Source organism: Thalassospira profundimaris, from assembly GCF_003326795.1.
GTDB classification, from domain to species: domain Bacteria; phylum Pseudomonadota; class Alphaproteobacteria; order Rhodospirillales; family Thalassospiraceae; genus Thalassospira; species Thalassospira profundimaris_C.
Map to the genome: position 1 here is coordinate 87032 of NZ_JPWI01000007.1, position 19094 is coordinate 106125.

Here is a 19094-nt window from a genome sequence, read left to right on the forward strand (position 1 = left end):
GGCCGCCATGACCAATGTAAACACCAATAACATTTCTGATGCCGCCATCTGCGAAATTGCGGAAAACGGCGTTGCCACCATCACGCTCAACCGTCCTGACATTCATAACGCCTTTGACGATGTTCTGATTGCCGACCTGACAGCAAAGATCGAAACCCTTGATGCCGATCCGCTGGTACGCGCGATCATCCTGACCGGAGCAGGCAAAAGCTTCTCTGCCGGGGCCGATCTGAACTGGATGAAACGCATGGCCGGTTACAGCCATGCTGAAAACCTTGCTGATTCACGCGCCCTTGCAAAACTGATGAAGGTTTTGAACTTCGCATCAAAACCGACCATCGCACTGGTCAACGGGGCTGCCTTTGGCGGCGGGGTTGGGTTGGCTGCGTGCTGTGACATCGTGATTGCATCGGATCGTGCAAGTTTCTGCCTGTCTGAAGTCAAGCTTGGCCTGATCCCGGCTGTCATTTCGCCCTATGTGGTCGAAGCCATCGGGGTTAATCAGGCACGCCGTTATTTCCTGACCGCCGAACGGTTTAACGCCGAAACCGCCAAACAGATCGGACTGGTTCACGAAATCGTTTCCGGCGATGAATTGGCTGCGCGCGGCGATGAAATAGCAAATATACTGCTGGCCAACGGTCCGGCTGCCATGCATGCCGCCAAAGACCTGATCTATGCGGTTGCCAACAAACCGATTTCGGACGCCGTCATTGACGATACCGCGCACCGCATTGCCGATCAGCGTGCAAGCGATGAAGGCCGCGAAGGCGTTGGTGCCTTTCTGGAAAAACGTCCCGCGAACTGGAGCAAGAAATAATGCCCCGTAAACTATTGATCGCCAACCGCGGTGAAATTGCATGTCGTGTGATCAAGACAGCCCGCCGCATGGGCATTACGACTGTTGCTGTTTATTCCGATGCGGATACCAATGCGCTCCACGTCAAACATGCCGACGAGGCCTATCACATCGGTGCTCCGGCCCCCAAGGACAGCTATCTGCGCACCGACCGTCTGCTTGAAGTCATTGCGCAATCCGGGGCTGATGCGGTTCATCCCGGTTATGGTTTTCTTTCGGAAAATGCCGGTTTCGCCGATGCGCTTGAAAAGGCAGGCTGCGTTTTTGTTGGCCCGCCAGCCAGTGCCATTCGCGCCATGGGGTCAAAATCCGAAGCCAAGAAAATCATGGGCAAGGCCGGCGTGCCGCTGGTCCCCGGTTATCACGGTGAAGATCAGGACCCTGACCTTTTGGCAGCAGAGGCCGATAAAATCGGCTATCCGGTTCTGATCAAGGCATCGGCCGGTGGTGGTGGCAAAGGTATGCGTGCCGTTGAAAAAGCGTCTGATTTCAAGGATGCCCTGATCAGCTGCAAACGTGAAGCTGCCAGCAGCTTTGGTGATGACCATTGCCTGATTGAAAAGCTGATCGTCAAACCGCGCCATGTCGAAATTCAAGTCTTTGCCGACAGTCATGGCAACGCGGTCTATCTGTTTGAACGTGACTGTTCGCTTCAGCGTCGCCATCAAAAGGTGATCGAAGAAGCCCCTGCCCCCGGAATGACCGAAGAATTGCGTGCCCAAATGGGTCAGGCCGCCGTCGATGCAGCGAAGGCCATTGGCTATCAAGGCGCTGGCACGGTTGAGTTCCTTCTGGATGCGTCGGGCAGTTTCTATTTCATGGAAATGAATACCCGTCTTCAGGTCGAACATCCGGTGACCGAGAAAATCACCGGCGAGGATCTGGTGGAATGGCAGTTGCGTGTGGCCGACGGTGAAAAACTGCCCAAGGCACAGGAAGAACTGTCGATCAACGGGCATTCCTTTGAAGTCCGCATTTATGCCGAAGATCCGCAGAATGATTTCCTGCCCGCCACCGGCAAGCTTGTTCATATGCGCATGCCACGCGAAACCGAACATGTTCGTGTTGATACCGGCGTCTATGAAGGCGGCGAGGTATCAATCCATTATGACCCGATGATCGCCAAGCTGATCACCTGGGATGTCGATCGTAAATCGGCCCTGCGTCGCATGGCATCCGCCCTTGATGATGTACAGATCGTTGGCGTCACCACCAATACCGGTTTCCTTGGCAATATTGCCCGCCATCCGGCCTTTGAGCGCGGTGAAGTCGAAACCGGCTTTATCCCGCATTATCAGGATGCCCTGATCCCGGCCCCGGCAACCCCGGATAACGAGGCACTGGCATTTGCCGCCCTTGATATCCTGCTGACCCGCGATGCCGAGGCTGCCCGTCACGCTGCGCAAAGCAACGATCCCTATTCCCCCTGGAACAGCACGGCCGGTTTCCGTCTGAATGACGATAACCACCATGATCTGATCCTGCGCCACGAAGGATCGGATATTGCGGTCAAGGTCCATTACCGCGACCAGGGTTATGTCATCGACATGCCTGACGGAAACGCTGTCATCGCATCTGCCGAACATGACGAAAACGGCGCGATTGTTGCCAAGCTCGATAATGTCCGCAAACGGGCAACCGTCCTGCGCGATGGCAATCGTATGACAATATTCCGGGCCGGTCGTCTTGATCGTCTCGACATCTTTGATCCGCTGGCAGCAGCCGGTGGCAATGAAGGTGCCGGTGGCGGCCTAACCGCCCCGATGCCCGGTAAAATCATCGCCGTGATGGCCGAGACAGGCCAAACCGTGACCGCCGGGGACAAGCTTGTCATTATGGAAGCCATGAAGATGGAACACACCATTTCCGCTCCTGTTTCGGGCACGGTCAGGGAAGTGTTCTTTGCCGTAGGTGATCAGGTTGACGATGGTGCAGAACTGATCGCGATCGAGGAGGCCGAATAATGGCCGCGATTTCCGATCTTCCCAGCCGGGTCAAAATCGTTGAAGTCGGCCCACGCGACGGGCTTCAGAACGAAAAGACCATGGTCGCGACCGCCACCAAGGTTGAACTGATCAACCGGCTTAATAATGCCGGTTTGTCAGTGATCGAGGCCACCGCCTTTGTCAGCCCGAAATGGGTCCCGCAAATGGCCGATGCACCCGATGTCATGGCACAGATCACCCGCAAGGCCGGTGTGACCTATCCGGTTCTGACCCCAAACCTTAAGGGGCTTGAAGCCGCCATAGCCAGCGGCGCAACCGAGGTTGCGGTATTTGGTGCGGCATCAGAAAGCTTCTCGCAAAAGAACATTAACTGTTCGATTGCCGAAAGCCTTGATCGTTTTCGTCCGGTAACCGATGCCGCACGCGAAGCGGGTCTTGCCGTGCGTGGTTATGTATCCTGTGTTTTGGGTTGCCCCTATGAAGGCGAAATTGCGCCTGCAAAGGTCGCCGAGGTTTCAAAGGCCCTTTATGACATGGGTTGCTATGAAATCAGTCTGGGCGATACCATTGGAACCGGCACACCGACCAAGGCACAGGCGATGATTGACGCCGTTGCCAAGCATGTTCCGGTCGAAAAACTCGCTGCGCACTTCCATGACACCTATGGCCAGGCACTCGCCAATTTGCTGGCCGTGCTTCAGATGGGTGTTGCCACCATCGACAGTTCGGTTGCCGGTCTTGGCGGCTGCCCCTATGCCAAGGGGGCGAGTGGCAATGTCGCAACCGAGGACGTCGTCTATATGTTGAACGGCCTTGGCATCGACACCGGCATCGATCTTGAAAAGCTGGCCGAGACAGGAAGCTGGATTTGTGATCAGATAGGAAGATCAAGTGCTTCGAAGGTTAATCTGGCCTTTGCGGCGAAACGATCCACTGCCGGGGAATAATTGATGGGCCCGTCAAATTACAGCTTCCGACGGGCCACCCCAAATGATCTGCCAATGATTGGCCGCTGGTTACACGTCCCGGAAGTTGTCCGCTGGTGGGGCGACCCGGCCGAACAGATTGAACTGATTTCCGAAGATGTCGAACTGCCTGAAATGGCGACCCTGATTGTGTCATACCGCAATCGGCCATTTGCCTTTGTGCAGCATTACGACGCCCATCAATGGCCACAAGCCCATTTCGATCCCCTGCCCGAAAACACCCGTTGTCTTGATGCCTTTATCGGGGTGCCCGACATGATGGGATGTGGGCATGGTCAGATGTTTTTAAAAACGCTGACAAGGATGCTGTTTGAACGCGGCGCGCCAATGATCGGCATTGACCCGGACCCGGAAAACGAACGCGCCATTCGCTGTTATGAGGCCATCGGCTTTGTTGCCGGACGCGAATATGAAACCGCCAAGGGGCCGTGCCTTTTAATGACACTGGCCCCCTGACAATCCAATTCAAATTGATCAGCAATCCTGATCAGGCCGCGCGAACCGAATTCAGGAATTGTTCGACCTTGGTGCGCAGGATTTCGGATTCCTTTGACAGTTCCCCCGCCGCCCCCAGGACCTGTTCGGCTGCTACACCGGTGGATCCGGCGGCTTCGTTCACACTGACGATGTTTGTCGTGACATCTGATGTACCCACCGATGCTTCCTGAACATTGCGGGTGATTTCAAGGGTTGCAGCCCCCTGTTCCTCAACGGCACTGGCGATGGCAGATGAAATTTCGCTAATTTCGGCGATGGTGGTCGAAATCGCTGCGATGGCTGTTACCGCACCCTCTGTTTCATTCTGAATGCCGGTGATCTGCGCAGTTATATCCTCGGTCGCACGTGATGTTGCCGTGGCAAGGTTTTTGACCTCGGCGGCAACAACCGCAAAGCCCTTGCCAGCATCACCCGCACGGGCGGCTTCAATCGTCGCATTCAGCGCCAGCAGGTTTGTCTGTTCGGCAATGTCACTGATCAATCCGACAACATCGCCAATTTTCTGCGCAGCCTCTGCCAGTCCACGGACCTGTGCATTGGTTTTTTCAGCGTCATCAACCGCACGCCCCGCCACCGCGGTCGATTGGCTAACCTGTTGATTGATCTCGGCAATGGAGGCACTAAGTTGTTCGGTCGCACTGGCAACCGTCTGCACATTGGTCGATGCCTGTTCTGCAGCGGCGGCAACGATACCTGACTGTCGGCTGGTTTGTTCCGCCGTGCTGCTCATACCGGTTGCCGTTGCCTGCATTTCAGTAGCAGCCGATGCCAGTGTTTTAAGAACCTCTGAGATATCGGCATCGAACCCGGATGTCAGTTCGCTGATTTTGCGCGCACGTTCTTCGCGCTTACGCGCCGCTTCAACTTCCTGAGCCGCAAGTTCATCGGCCTTGATCATGTTTTCCTTGAAAACCAGTACGGCCCTGGACATCTCGCCGATTTCATCTCCACGATCCTGACAGGGAATGTCAGCTTGCTTATCCCCACCGGCCAGGTCATTCATGGTCGCCGTGATCAGGCGGATTGGCTTTGATATTCCAGCTCCGATCAACCAGGCAGCAAAGCACCCCAGAGCAACAGCAATCACTGACAATATTGTTGTCAGTAGTTCTGACTGAAGGGCCGCCTTCGTCGCATGTGGCCCCAGTTCATCCTGCTCGGCCTTCACCGAAAGCTTCAGGTTCTCAAGGTCAGCAGCAATAATTGGTCCAACCCGATCCAGCGTGCCGTTTACAAGATCAATACGGTTCGGATCGTCAGCAGGCATGGACAGGATCCTGTCAAAGGTCTCTGCATATATTTTGAGATTCTTTTCCGCGTCCTCGACGACTGCCTTGCGTTCCGGCTCCGATAAATGAGCAAAGAGCTCTTCATTAAGTGCCAGCGTCGATGCAAGACGTTCCTTCACCTTATTGGCGGAAGCCGCACTGCCCGTTAGCAGATAATCTTTGACTGAAACCCGTGCCTCCAGAAGATTAGCTTGTACACGTCCTGCCTGATTTGATTGCAAGGCAACCTGACGATAACGGACGAAATCGTCGCTGACGCTGGCAATAGACAAAACACCAAGCAAAGCGATACCGGCAAGCAAAAGCAATACCATGCCAAAGCCACCGAAAACCTTGGTCGATATTTTAAGATTATTGAATGCCCCGATCATGAAAAGCCCCCGACAAGCAACGTTATCAGAATAAACTTCGATAAGTTGAATATAAGCAGCACCATAGGCCTCGTCACAAAATGTGTGACCGATATCACAACCGCAGCCTCTGAATTACACCAAAGAGCCATCCATCAAACAACACAACAACCAAAGATTGCAGCTCCGCCAATGAAAAAGGGCACCAACCTTGGTGCCCTTGACGTGATACTGGGATCAAGTGGTCAGGAAGCTTTCTGATCCAATGCGACACGACGACGTTCGCGCAGCGACTGTGCTGTCACGCGACCATCGCCAGTCGGCTGGTAATAGACAGACATTTCCTTCAGGGCCGCGCGCACCTTGGTCAGGGCTGTTTCCCCATCGACCTTGAGGTCATAGGAATCGAAGCCGCAGCGATGCATATAAAGAATTTGGTCACGAAGCACGTCGCCAATCGCGCGAAGCTCCCCCGTAAAGCCCATCCGTTCTCGTAACACACGACCATATGAATAGCCGCGTCCATCCGTGTAGGCGGGGAAGTTCACCGTGATGATCGACAGGCGATCAAGGTCATCTGCCAGATCTTCGGGCACATCACCGGGATTAAGCTGCACGCCCAAACCACCATTGCGCCCCAAAAGGTGGTCACGCTCTTCCATGAAGCGTGCCAACGGTACAATCAGGTTTTCATCGCTGGATGGAAGATCGCCCTCGGCACCAACCGTGACCCATTCCTGTTCGATCACGCTGTCATTCTTAACGATCGCCATAAAGCACCTCCTTGAACGGGTCCATGCCGACACGACGATAGGTGTCGATGAAACGTTCGCCGCTTTCGCGGATATCAATATATTTGGTCACCAGACTTTCGATGGCATCAACGACTTCGGCTTCGGAGAAACCGGCACCGGCGATCTTGCCGATCTCGGCATTCTCGCTGGCATCGCCGCCAAGAGTGATCTGATAGAATTCCTTGCCGCGTTTATCGAGGCCAAGAATACCGATATGCCCCACATGGTGATGCCCGCAGGCATTGATGCAGCCAGAAATCTTGATCTTGAGTTCCCCGATATCGTGCTGACGATCCAGATCGCCGAAACGCTCGGAAATACGCTGTGACAGCGGGATAGACCGCGCGGTTGCCAAGGCGCAGTAATCAAGCCCCGGGCAGGAAATGATATCGGTCACGTAACCGAGGTTTGCCGTACCAAGACCCGCTGCATCAAGTGCAGTCCAAAGCGCAAACAGATCGGCTTTCTTCACATGCGGCAGAACAAGGTTCTGTTCATGGGTCACGCGGACATCGCCAAAGCTGTATTTTTCCGAAAGATCGGCAACCAGTTCCATCTGGCTATCAGTCGCGTCACCCGGAATACCGCCAATCGGTTTCAGCGATACGTTGGCAATCGCATAGCCCGGCTGTTTGTGTTCGATCACATTCGAACGCACCCAGTTAAAGAAGCGACGGTTTGCAGCCTTGTGAACTTCAAAATCGGCGTCATCATCAGACAGGGTTTCGAAGGCAGGCGGAGTGAACTGCGCAATGTAATGTGCAATTTCCTCGTCACTGACACGAAGCGATCCGTCCCTGATCTGTGCCCATTCCTCTTCGACCAGATCGCGGATTTTATCGATACCTTCCTCGTGAACGAGGATCTTGATCCGTGCCTTGTACTTGTTATCGCGACGGCCAAAACGGTTATAAACGCGCAGGATGGCTTCGAGATACGAGAACAGGTCGTTCTTGCCGATGAAGTCACGGATGGTCTTGCCAACAAATGGCGTACGGCCCAGGCCACCACCAACGATCACTTCAAAGCCGGTCTCGCCAGCCTCGTTCTGATGCATGCGAAGGCCGATATCGTGCACCTTCACCGCTGCACGGTCATTGGGCGAACCGGTGACAGCGATTTTGAACTTACGCGGCAGATAGGTGAATTCCGGATGGAAGGTCGACCACTGACGGATCAGTTCGCAATAGGGACGCGGATCTTCGATCTCGTCAGCTGCCGCACCGGCATACTGGTCTGTCGTGGTATTACGAATGCAGTTGCCCGACGTCTGGATCGCATGCATCTCGACATTGGCAAGATCAAGCAGCGCATCCGGGATTTCATCGAGCTTCGGCCAGTTGTACTGGATGTTCTGGCGCGTGGTGAAATGGCCATAGCCCTTGTCATATTTACGCGCAATCGAACCAAGCTCACGCAGCTGATCGGCGCGCAGGGTGCCATAGGGAATGGCCACGCGCAGCATATAGGCGTGCAGCTGAAGATACACACCGTTCATAAGACGCAGCGGGCGGAACTGTTCTTCGGTGATGTCACCGGCCAGACGGCGTTTTACCTGTTCACGGAACTGCTCGGTGCGTTCCTGAACAAGCTGGCGGTCAAAATCGTCGTAACGATACATGGGGTCTCTCCTTATACCGCCTGATAGCCAAGGTCTTCACGGACACTTGGGCCTTTGGTGCGCAGAACTTCGCGGTATTTTGTCGGAACCAGTCCGCCGTCCTGCTGTTCGACATCAATCAGATACGGCCCGACGATCACAACGTCGAGCTCAGGGGCGCTTGCCTGGGCAAGGATCGCCTCGGCGGCATCTTTTCCGTCGGCAACGCGGGAATCATTGATGTTCTCGCTCCAACCACCATCAGCGGTCAGGAACACCACCAACCCGTCACCCAGACGGTTTGCCGTGACAACTTGCAGGGACATTCGGTTCTCTCAGCCTGTATATCTCTCGGGTTTGGTCCTATGGCGGGACCTTTTCTGCACAAGAATTTGTCTGATTAACCTCAAATGGTCAAGTTTTTTTGTTAAATATACTTAATTACACAATTTTATGTGTTTAATTAATCCACCCTTGACCCCTGATCGTACTGGTTCTAGGTCAGGACACAGAATATTGCCCCGCGATGAAACGACCTCAAAAGAAGCCTGAAAAATGCCCCTTCACATCATCAAGCTCAGCGTCGGAACAGAAACACCGGAAGGTTTGCGCGAATGGCAAACATGGTTCCAGTCTGCCTATGGCCGGGTTTATCACACCACGCGGATGACCCCGAAACGCCGCGACGAGATTCTTGATGGCGGATCGATCTATTGGGTTTTCAAAGGGGCTATACGATGCCGTCAGCGCGTCATCGACCTGGAAGAGTTCGTCAATGAGGAAGGCACAAAATACTGCCGCATCGTGCTTGATCCCGAACTGATTGAAACCCGTCCCTATCCGCATCGCGCATTTCAGGGATGGCGCTATCTGACCGCCGACAAATGCCCGCCCGATGACAAGCAGGGGGGCGGCACCGAAACCCTGCCCGACGACATGGCCGATGAATTGCGAGATCTTGGTTTGATTTGATCGCGCCCCTTTCGGCGTTCAGACCGGGGCCATGGCCCCGTCATCGTCAATCTCGCGCAGGGTTGCTGCGACTTCCTGCTTAAGCCAGTTGACAAAGGCCTGCACACGCGGCCGCCGCAGATGTTCTTCCGGATAAACCAGATAATAGGCCCCGTTTGACGCCACGGTTTGTGGAAAGGGCCGAACAAGATTTCCGGCCTTAAGATCAAGGGCGGCAAGACTTGTCCGCGCCATGCCGATCCCCTGCCCCATCAGTGCTGCCTGAATAACCATGTCTCCCGAATTAAATCGAAGGCCGCGACTGACATCCACGCCGCTGACGCCAACTCCATCAAGCCAGAATTCCCAGTCTGCGGCATGGGGATGGTCAAGCACCGCCGTTGCGTCATGAAGCAGCTGATGGCCCGCAATGTCCTTGGGGGTTTTCAGGCCGGGATTGCTTGCAAGATAGGCCGGGCTGCATACCGGAAACGATTCATCGCGCATCAGCATTTCACAATGCAGGTTCGGATATTTGCCATTCCCAAACCGCACGGCAAGATCAATGCCCTCGGTGCGCAAATCAACCATCCGGTCATCGGCATGAATACGCACATCGATGTCAGGATAGGCTTCACGGAAATATCCCAGTCTGGGCACCAGCCATTTCACGGCAAAACTTTGAAGAACACTGACGGTGACCACACCGGTTTCCTCGACCAGCATCAAACGTTCGATTTCATCAGAAATTCGCGAAAAGCCGGCTGTTGTGGCATGGGCCAGCTGTGCTCCTTCCTCAGTCAGATAGATCTGACGCGGCAAACGGTGAAACAGTTTGAAACCAAGATAATCTTCAAGCTGCCGCACCTGCTGGCTGATCGCGCCCTGCGTCACAAACAGCTCCTCGGCCGCTTTGGTAAAGCTGAGATGGCGGGCAGCGGCATCAAAGGCACGCAGGGACTGCAATGGCGGAAGTCGCATCTGGCTTCTCCGAATTCATGAATTAGTTGAACTAATCCGATTGATCAGAAATCGTCGTTTGTCATCAACCAAACATATCAGCAATATGGTTTTCACAGCAAACATTGCATTAGCAATATTAACTCATGGAGAAGATCATGGCTTACACGGCTTGCCCTGCTCCTGCGTCACGGGAGTCTCACCAGAACGCGCAAAATACGCTTTCAATCGTTGCAACCATGCTGCGTCCATCACATCTGACCGCAGCCCTCAACAGCCTCTCAGACCGGTACTCCCGGTTTGTCGAAATCCGCCGTCAACGCAGAACCCTTATGTCGCTGTCTGACGCACAACTTCTTGATATCGGACTGACGCGCGCCGATGCCGAGGAAGAATACCGGCAGTCTTTCCGGCTGCTTTAACACCAGTCGGACCTGCTGTGCTTCCGCCCCCACGGATTTCACAGTCAGAACAGGTCCGCCCTTCGCGCCACCAGCACAATCCGCCAAAACCCGGTTGATCCCCTGATCGACCGGGTTTCTTTTTTTTAGCGATCAGACGATATACGGCCTACCCGGATAAATTGATCCAGTTCATTGCAAGTTACTGCTTTATCGCGCAAACTTTTCAAAGTGGTCTTCAAGAACTTTGGATTTCCGGACATGAGTGAGAGCAAAAAAACCCACCAAAAGTCGACGCCATCCTCGAACAGGAATGAATCCGAGCCGGTGCGCGCAGCAACCCGTCATACAGGCAAAAGCCGTGCTGCCGCCAACAAGACGGCCGCTCTTACCAGGCTTGACAAGGAAACCAAGGATCGATTTTTGCTTGATGCCGAGAACATGACAATGGACCGCCTTGACGACAAACCATCAAAGGCTGACTTTGTCATCACTGCTCCCAACGGTGATCTCCCGCCTGATATCAGCGCTGATCCCATGGCACGCGCCAAGAAGATGCCTGGCAAACAATATCTTGAATTGATCGCCCCGCTTCATATCGAACTTCTGAAATTGCAAAACTGGATCAAGGCCGAAAACCTTAAATCCCTGATCATTTTCGAAGGACGTGACGCCGCCGGAAAAGGTGGCACCATCAAACGGTTCACCGAACACCTGAACCCGCGCGGGGCGCGCATTGTCGCTCTTGGCAAACCCAACGACCGGGAACTGACCCAATGGTATTTCCAGCGTTACATTGAACATTTGCCAAGTGGTGGCGAAATGGCGCTGTTTGACCGTTCCTGGTACAACCGGGCCATGGTTGAACGGGTGATGGGTTTTTGCAGCATGTTTGATGTCAGCGAATTTCTGCAATCTGTCCCTGAACTTGAAAGAATGCTGATCCGGTCGAACATCCGCATGACCAAATTCTATTTCTCGGTCAGCAAAAAAGAACAGGCCAAACGGTTCAAACAGCGCAAGAACGATCCGTTGAAACAATGGAAACTCAGCCCGGTTGATCTGGCATCCCAGAATCTTTGGGACTCCTATACCGAAGCCAAGCGCGACATGTTCTTCCACACATCAACCACCGACAGCCCGTGGATCATTGTCAAATCCGACGACAAGAAACGTGCACGCATCAATGCCATGCGATTTTATCTGTCCCAGTTCGACTATCCCGGAAAGCGGCCAGAAATTCTGGTCTACGACCGGCGCATCATCCATAGCGTCGCCGAAGAGCTTGACGAGGACTAGAAGCTATCACGGCCTCTGGTCTTCCAGATCGTGAAAACATTGTCGCGGTAACATTTGCCTTCATTGACATTGCCCGCCTCGCAACCTTTACTGGTGACCATCAGTATTTGGGAGGCAAACAATGGCAAAATGTGCATTTATCGGTCTGGGTGTCATGGGATACCCGATGGCCGGTCACCTGCAAAAAGCAGGTCATGACGTAACTGTTTATAACCGTACGGCAGCCAAGGCAGAAAAATGGGTATCCGAATATGGCGGATCATCTGCCGCGACCCCGGCCGAAGCGGTCAAAGGGGCCGAATTCGTCTTTTCCTGCGTTGGCAATGATGACGATCTGCGCAGTGTCATGCTGGGCGATGGCGGCATGTTTGCCGGCATGGACAAGGGTGCGGTTCTGATCGACAACACCACCGCGTCAGCCGACGTTGCCCGCGAACTTTATACCGCGGCAAAGGAAATGGGCATTTCCTTTATCGACGCACCGGTTTCCGGTGGTCAGGCTGGCGCAGAGAACGGAGTTCTGACCGTCATGTGCGGCGGCGATCAGGCGGCTTTTGACCGAGCTGCCCCGGTTATTGATGCCTTTGCCCGTTCCTGCAAACTGATGGGCGAAAGTGGCGCTGGCCAGCTGACCAAAATGGTCAACCAGATTTGCATCGCCGGTCTGGTTCAGGGCCTTTCCGAAGGTGTTAATTTCGGTGTGAAAGCCGGTCTTGATATGGAAAAGGTTCTTGATGTGATTTCCAAGGGTGCCGCAGGCAGCTGGCAGATGGAAAACCGTGGCAGCACCATGGTTCAGAACAAATTCGACTTCGGCTTTGCCGTTGACTGGATGCGCAAGGATCTTGGAATTTGCCTTGAAGAATCCAAACGCAATGGCGCACGTCTGCCGGTAACGGCCCTTGTCGATCAGTTCTATGCACAGGTGCAGGAACGTGGCGGCAATCGCTGGGATACATCAAGCCTGATTGATCTGCTTGCCCGCGGGTAATCATATCGACATAGCCAAAAACAAAAGCGCGACCCATTCGGGCCGCGCTTTTTTTATACCTCAGAAACCCGCTTGCCTTACAGACCGGCGCGCAGCAGCGGCTCCACCTGATTGCGATAGGATGCCAGCGGACCATCATTGAAATAGCCGACCGCACATTCAAGGACAGAATCCCGATAGGAGTCATCGCCTTTTGGCATTTCTTCCTGAAGATTCTCGCGATTGTTTTTGCCAAGCCGCTCAATCACGATGTCCTGTTCACAGCTTTTGGCATCAAGCTTTGCCAGTGACTGGCGCGGATCACGACGACGCGATGGCAAGGCATTGGCAAGATCCACTTCACGTTCGAATTCGTCGTCATCGGCACGATTGACTTCGATATCAGGGATCACACCATTGCCCTGAACGATATGATTTTCGGGCGTCGTGTAATATCCCGTGGTGATTTTAAGACCACCACCCGATGTCAGAGGCATGATCCGCTGCATCGACCCCTTGCCAAACGAACGTTCGCCGATGATCACCCCGCGTCCGTTTTCACGCAGGGCTGCCGCCATAAGCTCCGCCCCGGATGCCGAGCCGCGATCAAGCAGAATTGCCATCGGCACCTTTTCAAAGTAATCGGCCCGATCTGCTTCGTAGCTGCGCAATTTGCGTTCTCCCCGGCCCTCGGTCGCAACGATCAGCCCGTCGGTCAGAAACTGATCAGCAATATCGGCCGCGCTATCAAGCAACCCGCCCGGATTGCGACGCAAGTCAACGATGATCCCGCGCGGATTGGCGACCTTGTCTTCAAGCTCGGCAAGATATTCCTGTGTCTGATCCAGTGTGGTTGCATCAAAACGCGATACGCGGATATATCCGATATCCTGATCAATAATACCGGCACTGACAGATGGCACTTCGATCCGTGCGCGTTTGACGGTGACATCAAAGCTGTCCTCGACACGCTGGATTGTCAGGGTAACCGGATCCCCGACCCGCCCGCGCATCCGGCGCACGGCCTCGGAAATCGGTTCGCCCGTCATCTGATAACCATCAATATGGGTAATACGATCGTCGGGACGCAAACCGGCCCGCGCGGCTGGCGTATCATCAATTGGCGATACGATCCTGATGCGTTTTTCATCATCAAGCGCAATGACAATCCCGACCCCGGCAAAGCTGCCTTCTGTACTTTCCTGCAGGCGACGGAACATGTCGTCCGTCATATAGGCGCTGTGGGGATCAAGATTGTGCAAGCTGTCATCAAGAACTGCACCGACAATACCGACCGGTGTTTTATCCTCTGTCTCGATATCACCCAGCATTGCGATGCTGTTTTCGACAAAGGCAACGCGATCGATTTTTTCGACATACTGTTCGGAAAGAACCTGAAGGGCCTCGACATAAAGCTTGTCTGCATGGGCAAATTGCTCGTCTGTCGCACCGGCGGTTACGCTGTCACGGTAGGCATCCAGAAACTTGCGTTCTTCATCACTTGGCCAGGCAGGCCCGGCACAGGCGACCAACCTCGTTCCGGCAAACGAAATCAATACCGCAAACAAAATTGGCAATAATCCTTTGCGCAGCAATAGCCTACTCCTGTCTTGCAACTTCAGTTCCGGATCGAAACCCGCATTCTTCCCGATGGTACATATGCACTTGTTTTCGAGGTTAATCGAATATGAATGCGACTTGATTGCGGCAAGTCTAGCCTGCCTTTTCGTGATTGGCGACCCCTCGGCGCGGATTTCCCGACGGAATTTGATCAACTGCTGATCAATCTTGTTTGAACTCACATATCGGAAGCTTTTGGGCGTTTTGCCAGTGGGGCAGCACAAACAGCCTTCAACCAATTTCGAAGACGGTTTTTTCATCACCGGGTCGAAACAGACTCGATCTTGGTGCATTGCAGCGTTATGCTGCGTCCAAACAATCAAAGTCGGCACAAAGCCGACTACACCGAGCGGGCGGCTCACAATTCAGGGAGACGTCTTTTTTCATGAGCGATTTTACGCCGCCAGTTTCCGATTTTCGGTTTTTGATCCATAACGTAATCGGCCTTGATACGGTTGCCGACCTTCCGGCCTTTTCCGAAACCAGTCCTGACCTTGTCGACGCCATCCTGGAAGAAGCAGGAAAGTTTGCGTCCTCAGTTCTCGCGCCAATCAACAGAACTGGCGATCAGGAAGGCGCCCGGCTTCTTGAAGACGGCACGGTGCGCACTGCATCTGGCTGGAAAGAGGCCTATGCGCAATTCTGCGAAGGCGGATGGCAGGGCATCTCCGCCCCCGAGGCCGAAGGTGGCATGGGGCTTCCGATCCTTCTTGGTGCCGCTGTTGCCGAAATGTGGCAAGCATCGAACATGGCCTTTGCGCTTTGTCCGATGCTCACCGCCGGTGCGATTGAGGCACTTGGCGCACATGGCTCGGAAGATCAGCGCGTCCTTTATCTGTCACGCATGATCAGTGGCGAATGGACTGGCACCATGAATCTGACCGAACCACAGGCAGGGTCGGATCTTTCAAAAGTTCGCAGCATGGCAGTGCCGACTGGCGACGGAACCTACAAAATCACCGGACAAAAGATTTTCATCACCTATGGCGACCACGATATGACCGAGAATATCGTGCATCTTGTTCTGGCCCGCACACCGGATGCCCCCGCCGGAGTTAAGGGCATTTCGCTGTTTATTGTGCCGAAATTCATTGTATCGGACTCTGGTGAAATCGGTGCGCGCAATGATGTCACCTGTGTTTCGCTTGAACACAAGCTTGGCATTCATGCCAGCCCGACAGCGGTTTTATCATTTGGCGATCAGGGAGGTGCCACCGGTTACCTTATCGGGGAAGAAGGCAAGGGCCTGGCATATATGTTCACCATGATGAACAATGCCCGTCTGGCCGTTGGTCAGCAAGGTGTTGCCATATCAGAACGTGCCTACCAGCAGGCACTTGAATATGCCCGCAACCGCAAACAGGGACGCGATCCGCAAACCGGCGACGATGCGCCGATCATCATCCATGGTGATGTTCAACGTATGCTGATGCGCATGCGGTCCTCGACCGAGGCGGCACGTGCTCTTTCGCTTTATGCAGCAGCACAGCTTGATCTTGCCCATCATCTGGAAGATGACAAGGCACGTGCCAATGCACAGGCGCGTGCTGATTTGCTAATCCCGCTGGTCAAGGCGTGGTCAACAGATCTTGGCGTGGATAATGCGTCTTTAGGTGTTCAGGTGCATGGCGGCATGGGCTTTATCGAGGAAACCGGTGCTGCCCAACACCTGCGTGACGCCCGCATAGCCCCGATTTACGAGGGAACCAACGGTATTCAAGCGCTTGATTTCATTGGACGCAAAGTCACGCGCGACAAGGCAGGGGCACTTGGCGCGCTGATCGCGGACATGCGCGCAACCATTGCCGATGTGACGAACGGAGATGCCAAACAGGCTGCAGGAACGCTTTCGAACGCGCTTGATGAGTTGGGAAAAAGCACTGCAATCGTCATTGAAAGGTGCAGTGCCGATGACAGGATGATGCAGGTGCTTGCTACACCATATGCTCGGCAGGCCGCTTTGTGTATTTCGGGATGGTTGATGTTACGCGCCATGAGCGTTGCGTCACAAAACGGTGTTTCTGACAGCTTCCAAGCTGCCAAACTCAAAAGTTGTCAGTTCTTCTTTGACCAGTTGCTTCCCGAAGCGACCTTTATGGCAACGCAGATTAAAAATTGTACTTCGATTGAGTTGCACGAAACCCAGCCACTATTTTGACAAACTCTTTGCCGAGATTGCCGTGCGCCATTGTTCTCTTTAGATGACGATGGCGCACCCTTTTCTACCTCACCTATCGGCCCACATCATCGAAGCGTTCATAAACGCCAACATTCGGAAATTCCGTACGGTTTGTCCCTATTTGGCGATAATTTCCTGTTTCGGTTTTTGATTGCTTCTCTATAATCCGCCCGATGAATCGCTTAACCCGATATATGCTTAAACAGCAGCTGATTATGATGGTGTTTGTGACACTGGGGCTTCTCTGTGTCATTTGGCTATCGCAAAGTCTGCGTTTTGTCGAAATGATCGTCAACCGGGGCCTGTCGATCTCGGTGTTTTTGCAGCTGACCTCGTTGTTGCTGCCAAGCTTTTTGACGATCATCATCCCGATTTCCTTGTTCTTCGTGATTGTCTTCACCTACAACAAGCTTATTCAGGATCGTGAGCTGATCATCATGCGATCAGCCGGGTTAAATCAGTGGGCGTTGGCCAAACCGGCACTGATGGTAGCGTTGATTTCGACAGCCGTCTGTTATTTCCTGACGCTGTTTTATCTGCCCTATAGCTATCAGCAATTCAAAGAGTTGCAGTTTTCGATCCGCAATGACTTTTCTTCTGTCCTTTTACAGGAAGGCAGCTTCACGGAACTTGATGGTTTGACCGTCTATGTGCGCGAAGTCGGCCGTGACAATGAATTGCTCGGTATTCTGGTTCATGATTCTCGCAATCCGGATCAGCAAACAACCATGATGGCCAAGCATGGTGCGCTGCTACGTACAGATGATGGCCCGCGCATTGTTCTCCTTGATGGCAACCGTCAGGAAGTGAACCCGGAAGACGGCACCATGTCGATCCTGTATTTCGACCGTTATGCCGTCGATATCGCGCAAAGCTCGGAAGACCCGGCAATGCGTTATCGCGAAGCACGTGAGCGCGACGTCTACAATCTCCTGACGGCCACGACCCCCGATGTTAATCCAAACGACATTGATGCTTTCCGGGCGGAAGGGCATGATCGTTTGATATCGCCATTGAATGCTATTGCTTTTGCCAGCATTGCGCTTGCGGTTCTGGTCTCAAGCAGCTTTTCACGTCGCGGACAGACTGGTCGGTTGCTCATCGCGATCGGTGTAATGGTGCTTTGTCAGGCCCTTGGTATTGCGATGAAAAACCTTGCTGCTAAAAACCCGGCACTGATACCCCTGATGTATGTCAACGCCTTCCTGCCGATCATCCTGGGGCTTTACTGGACATTCCGCGGACCTCAGATCCGCGCCAAACGCGCGACCGCAGAAGAGGCCGAAGCATGAGAATTTCACCGCTTCTGACATGGTATTTCGGCAAGCATGTTCTGTTGTCTATTCTTGCTATTCTGGCCCTTCTGATTGGCCTTATCCTGATTGGCGACACGATCGAACTTCTAAGGCGTGCTGGCGGCAAACCGGACGCGACAGTCGGCATCGTTTTGCAAATGGCGACCAGCCGCATTCCCTTCATGACGGAAAAAGTTCTGCCCTTTGCCGTCCTGTTCGGATCGATGTTCTCCTTCTGGAAACTTACCGGTAATCAAGAACTGGTAGTTACACGTGCAGCCGGCGTTTCGGCCTGGCAGTTTTTATTGCCGCCGATCCTGTGCGCCCTGATCCTTGGCAGCATTCAGGTCGGAGCGCTTAATCCACTGTCATCGATCCTTCTACAGCGCTATGAAACGCTCGAAGCACGCTACTTGCAGAATAACGTCAATGTGATGAACCTGTCTTCGAGCGGACTTTGGCTGCGTCAGGGCACGCAGGACGGGCAAGCCGTCATTTATGCCCGGGCCGTACGCAGTCAGCAAGGCGACCAGATTGATCTGCGAAATGTAACCATTTTTCGTTTCCAGAATTCTGATGACTTCACCACACGAATTGATGCTGCACGTGCAGTTCTCGAGCCCGGTACCTGGCATTTTTATGATGCATGGACATTCACTCCGGGGAAGGCTAGCGTGTTCTCGAACAACCTGAAACTTCCAACCAACCTGACAGCGCGCAAGATTCAGGATAGTTTTGCATCACCTGAAACCATGTCTTTCTGGGATTTAAGACCATTTATCAATTTGCTTGAGCGTGCAGGCTTTAACGCGACCCGACACCGAATTCATTTCCACAGCCTGCTATCACGACCTCTCCTTCTATGTGCGATGGTTCTCATTGCTGCGGCTTTCTGCCTTAAATTTTCTCGACGCAGGCGGGCATCCCTTGTTATCGGTGGTGGGGTGACGACAGGGTTCATTCTTTATTTCTGCACAGATGTCATCTCGGCACTTGGTGTGTCGGGTGGCATTCCACCAATATTGTCCGCTTGGGCACCTGCCGGTATATCTTTGCTACTGGGGATTTCGACATTGCTACATCTTGAGGATGGCTAG

16 protein-coding genes and 1 pseudogene are annotated in these 19094 nt (G+C 53.6%); 11 read left to right on the top strand and 6 right to left on the bottom strand.

Annotated features, from left to right (window positions below; all coding sequences use genetic code 11):
* The first annotated feature begins 7 nt into the window (after positions 1-7).
* The 4 genes from TH30_RS12015 to TH30_RS12030 are packed head-to-tail and all read left to right on the top strand — an operon-like array spanning position 8 to position 4247.
* A complete protein-coding gene (locus tag TH30_RS12015) occupies positions 8-820 on the top strand; it encodes an enoyl-CoA hydratase/isomerase family protein (RefSeq protein ID WP_114098337.1) in 813 nt (270 codons plus the stop codon).
* Entirely contained in the window at positions 820-2823 is a 2004-nt protein-coding gene (locus TH30_RS12020) for an acetyl/propionyl/methylcrotonyl-CoA carboxylase subunit alpha (RefSeq protein WP_114098338.1), read from the top strand. The genes TH30_RS12015 and TH30_RS12020 overlap by 1 nt, the downstream gene beginning before the upstream one ends.
* Positions 2823-3752, top strand: a complete 930-nt coding sequence (locus TH30_RS12025; protein ID WP_114098339.1) for a hydroxymethylglutaryl-CoA lyase — start codon at positions 2823-2825, stop codon at positions 3750-3752. The genes TH30_RS12020 and TH30_RS12025 overlap by 1 nt, the downstream gene beginning before the upstream one ends.
* 3 nt (positions 3753-3755) lie before the next feature.
* The gene (locus TH30_RS12030; protein WP_114098340.1) at positions 3756-4247 is read left to right on the top strand and encodes a GNAT family N-acetyltransferase; all 492 of its coding nucleotides are present in this window, start codon (positions 3756-3758) and stop codon (positions 4245-4247) included.
* A 31-nt stretch (positions 4248-4278) separates the two neighbouring features.
* Here TH30_RS12030 and TH30_RS12035 read toward each other — a convergent pair whose 3' ends face one another.
* The 4 genes from TH30_RS12035 to TH30_RS12050 form a co-directional block, all read right to left on the bottom strand.
* On the bottom strand, positions 4279-5949 hold the full coding sequence (locus TH30_RS12035) for a methyl-accepting chemotaxis protein (RefSeq protein ID WP_258548706.1): 1671 nt from the start codon (positions 5947-5949) through the stop codon (positions 4279-4281).
* A gap of 224 nt (positions 5950-6173) precedes the next feature.
* On the bottom strand, positions 6174-6701 hold the full coding sequence (locus tag TH30_RS12040) for a DUF934 domain-containing protein (protein WP_114098341.1): 528 nt from the start codon (positions 6699-6701) through the stop codon (positions 6174-6176).
* Complete coding sequence (locus TH30_RS12045; protein ID WP_114098342.1) at positions 6688-8343, bottom strand: nitrite/sulfite reductase; 1656 nt, start codon at positions 8341-8343, stop codon at positions 6688-6690. The genes TH30_RS12040 and TH30_RS12045 overlap by 14 nt, the downstream gene beginning before the upstream one ends.
* An 11-nt stretch (positions 8344-8354) precedes the next feature.
* On the bottom strand, positions 8355-8648 hold the full coding sequence (locus tag TH30_RS12050; RefSeq protein WP_114098343.1) for a DUF2849 domain-containing protein: 294 nt from the start codon (positions 8646-8648) through the stop codon (positions 8355-8357).
* Between the two features lie 229 nt (positions 8649-8877).
* Here TH30_RS12050 and TH30_RS12055 point away from each other — a divergent pair, with 229 nt between their 5' ends.
* Positions 8878-9294 (top strand): DUF1489 family protein, encoded by a 417-nt coding sequence (locus TH30_RS12055; protein ID WP_114098344.1) that lies wholly within the window; start codon positions 8878-8880, stop codon positions 9292-9294.
* A gap of 18 nt (positions 9295-9312) precedes the next feature.
* Here the strand turns inward: TH30_RS12055 and TH30_RS12060 are convergent, their stop codons facing one another.
* Positions 9313-10254: a transcriptional regulator GcvA gene (locus TH30_RS12060; protein WP_114098345.1), complete on the bottom strand. Its 942-nt coding sequence runs from the start codon at positions 10252-10254 to the stop codon at positions 9313-9315.
* Between the two features lie 137 nt (positions 10255-10391).
* Between TH30_RS12060 and TH30_RS12065 the strand changes: the two genes are divergently transcribed.
* From TH30_RS12065 to TH30_RS22655, 3 genes and pseudogenes are all read left to right on the top strand, one after another.
* On the top strand, positions 10392-10655 hold the full coding sequence (locus TH30_RS12065) for a DUF1127 domain-containing protein (protein WP_181850256.1): 264 nt from the start codon (positions 10392-10394) through the stop codon (positions 10653-10655).
* A gap of 240 nt (positions 10656-10895) precedes the next feature.
* Entirely contained in the window at positions 10896-11933 is a 1038-nt protein-coding gene (gene ppk2 / locus TH30_RS12070) for a polyphosphate kinase 2 (RefSeq protein WP_114098347.1), read from the top strand.
* Between the two features lie 118 nt (positions 11934-12051).
* Positions 12052-12924: pseudogene (locus tag TH30_RS22655) on the top strand (NAD(P)-dependent oxidoreductase); the annotation flags it as partial.
* A 77-nt stretch (positions 12925-13001) separates the two neighbouring features.
* On the opposite strand, the gene TH30_RS12080 reads toward TH30_RS22655, so the two are convergent.
* A complete protein-coding gene (locus TH30_RS12080; protein WP_114098464.1) occupies positions 13002-14471 on the bottom strand; it encodes a S41 family peptidase in 1470 nt (489 codons plus the stop codon).
* A gap of 437 nt (positions 14472-14908) precedes the next feature.
* Here TH30_RS12080 and TH30_RS12085 point away from each other — a divergent pair, with 437 nt between their 5' ends.
* The 3 genes from TH30_RS12085 to lptG all read left to right on the top strand — a co-directional run bounded on the left by TH30_RS12085 (position 14909) and on the right by lptG (position 19094).
* Positions 14909-16681, top strand: coding sequence for an acyl-CoA dehydrogenase family protein (locus TH30_RS12085; protein ID WP_114098349.1), 1773 nt, complete (start codon positions 14909-14911; stop codon positions 16679-16681).
* A gap of 194 nt (positions 16682-16875) precedes the next feature.
* The gene (lptF, locus tag TH30_RS12090; protein ID WP_258548707.1) at positions 16876-17994 is read left to right on the top strand and encodes an LPS export ABC transporter permease LptF; all 1119 of its coding nucleotides are present in this window, start codon (positions 16876-16878) and stop codon (positions 17992-17994) included.
* Entirely contained in the window at positions 17991-19094 is a 1104-nt protein-coding gene (gene lptG / locus TH30_RS12095) for an LPS export ABC transporter permease LptG (RefSeq protein WP_114098350.1), read from the top strand. The genes lptF and lptG overlap by 4 nt, the downstream gene beginning before the upstream one ends.